At 59.9% G+C, this 1,254-nt stretch carries 2 protein-coding genes; both read right to left on the minus strand.

Translation table 11 applies throughout. The features are described 5' to 3' along the window. Positions 1-362 (minus strand): ATP-binding cassette domain-containing protein (locus ACIQ2D_RS22145; protein ID WP_402867431.1); only part of this gene is annotated, 362 nt, incomplete at its 3' end. Continuing rightward, positions 363-1,254 (minus strand): ABC transporter permease (locus tag ACIQ2D_RS22150; RefSeq protein WP_402867432.1); only part of this gene is annotated, 892 nt, incomplete at its 5' end.

Genomic DNA, 1,254 nt, shown 5'->3' on the forward strand with positions numbered 1-1,254 from the left:
CCTACCGTGTGGATGGGGTTGAGCATGCTGAACGGGTCCTGCATCAAAAGACTGATTCGGGAGCCCCGTAACGATCGCAGTTCACGTTCGCGTGTGCCGATCAACGGGATTCCGTCGAAATCTGCTGCTCCTCGTGCATAGATTCCCGGCGGTAGCAAACCGACAAGCGAACGAACTGCCATCGATTTTCCACTGCCAGACTCGCCGACTATCCCGAGAGTCTCGCCTCGGGGGACCGTGATGTTGACATCGCTGACGAGCACCTGCGACCTGTTCGCGTACACCGATAGCCCGGAAACTTTCAGGAGGGGGCCATTCGCATCGGCCGTTTCCGATTGTACTGTCACATCTTCCACAGTCATCTACTTCCGTTCTCCTGAGTCTGACAGCCGTTTGAAGAACCAGTCGCCGAAGATAGTTGCGGCGCTGCCGGTCAGGATGAGACAGGCTGCGGGGGCAACTGCGACCCAGGGGTTCTCGGAGATCATCGATTGCCCCTGGGAGAGCATCGATCCCCAATCTGCAGCCCCGGGGGCGATACCGATACCGAGAAATGACAACGACGAGAAGGCGACCAACGCTCCGACGAAATCCAGCAGGAAGACGGCGAGCACGGTGGGCGCGATGTTGGGCAGCACATGGCGGATCATGATCCGAGAGTCGGTCAATCCGAGGGTCTTCGCAGAGTCGATGTACGGCAGACGAACCTGGACGCGCGTCACACTGCCGACTATCCTGATGGCGCTCGGTACTGACAGGAAAACCAGAATCGCCACAGTCAGCCAGTAGCTCCCGCCGAGAATCCCCAGGAGCACGATGGCGACGAGGAGCGCGGGCAGGGCATACACGAGGTCTGCGAATCGGTTGAGGACGTTGTCGAGTGCACCGCCGTTATATCCGGCGACCAGCCCCGCGGATGCGCCGGCTATCACTGTTCCCATCGCTACGCACAGCGGTCCGAGCACGGAGCGGCCGGTACCGTCGATCAAACGGGAGAGGACATCGCGTCCCATATCGTCGGTGCCTAACCAGTGTGTGCGATCGGAACCGGTCACACCGCGGAGAAGATCCTGAGTGTAAGGGTCGTAAGGGCTTATGAGCCGACCGGCGACAGCCGCGAATACCATCACACCGAGGATCACCAGTGCAATCACAACGGTGATGGGAATTCGCGATCCCTGCCTGCTCTTTTCGCGATCGGTGAGTGCAGTCATGTCATCCCTTTCCTGCGTACCGCATGCGCGGGTCGACGAG

Origin of the sequence: Lysinibacillus sp. NPDC097287 (genome assembly GCF_044761695.1) — a bacterium.
In the GTDB taxonomy this organism is placed as follows: Bacteria; Bacillota; Bacilli; order Bacillales_A; family Planococcaceae; genus Lysinibacillus.